We start from the raw sequence: 668 nt of genomic DNA on the forward strand, positions 1-668 counted from the left end.
ATCCGCGCCGCCAGCCGCGCCCGCCGCAGCGAGCCCTGCCGCGGCCACGTGCGCACGATCGCCCCCGGCGGGGCGTCCGCCGCCTCCCCGAGCCCGAAGACCTCGACCCGCAACCCGCGCGCGAGCAGGGCCGCCACCTCCCGGTGCAGCCGGGCGTCAGCCACGTCGTGACCGGACGTCACGATCGTGACGTCGACGGGCGCGCGCCGCTGCGTGGACACCTACAGGTCCTCCATGGTCGTCGGCGTCTTGCCGACCTTGACGAACTGCGTGTACGCGTCGATGCACTCCTGCGGCGACGCGTGCATCGCGATGCGCCCCTTGTGCAGCCAGATGCAGTCGTCGCACATCTCCTTGACGCTGCCCAGGGCGTGGCTGACGAGGAAGACCGCGCGCGCCGATTGACGCAGCTCCTCCATCTTGGCCTGCGCCTTCTCCCGGAACTTCGCGTCACCGGCCGACAGCGCCTCGTCGACCATGAGGATGTCGGGCTTCATGTGCACGGCCACCGAGAACGCCAACCGCGAGAACATGCCCGAGGAGTACGTGCGCATCGGCGCGTCGATGAAGTCGCCGAGCTCGGCCCAGTCCGCCACCTGGTCGGCCCGCTCCTCGACCTCCTTGCGCGACAGCCCCGCCGCCAGCCCGCCGAGGATGACGTTCTCGCG

Annotated in this window: 1 protein-coding gene and 1 pseudogene; both read right to left on the minus strand. The window is 71.4% G+C overall.

Annotated elements, in window-relative coordinates; genetic code table 11:
• Positions 1-221, minus strand: a pseudogene (locus PINTE_RS19345) (glycosyltransferase); the annotation flags it as partial.
• A partial coding sequence (locus PINTE_RS23425) for an ABC transporter ATP-binding protein (RefSeq protein ID WP_169798582.1) occupies positions 222-668 on the minus strand: 447 nt, incomplete at its 5' end.

The sequence above is a fragment of the Piscicoccus intestinalis NBRC 104926 genome, from assembly GCF_001515525.1.
Lineage (GTDB): Bacteria > Actinomycetota > Actinomycetes > Actinomycetales > Dermatophilaceae > Kineosphaera > Kineosphaera intestinalis.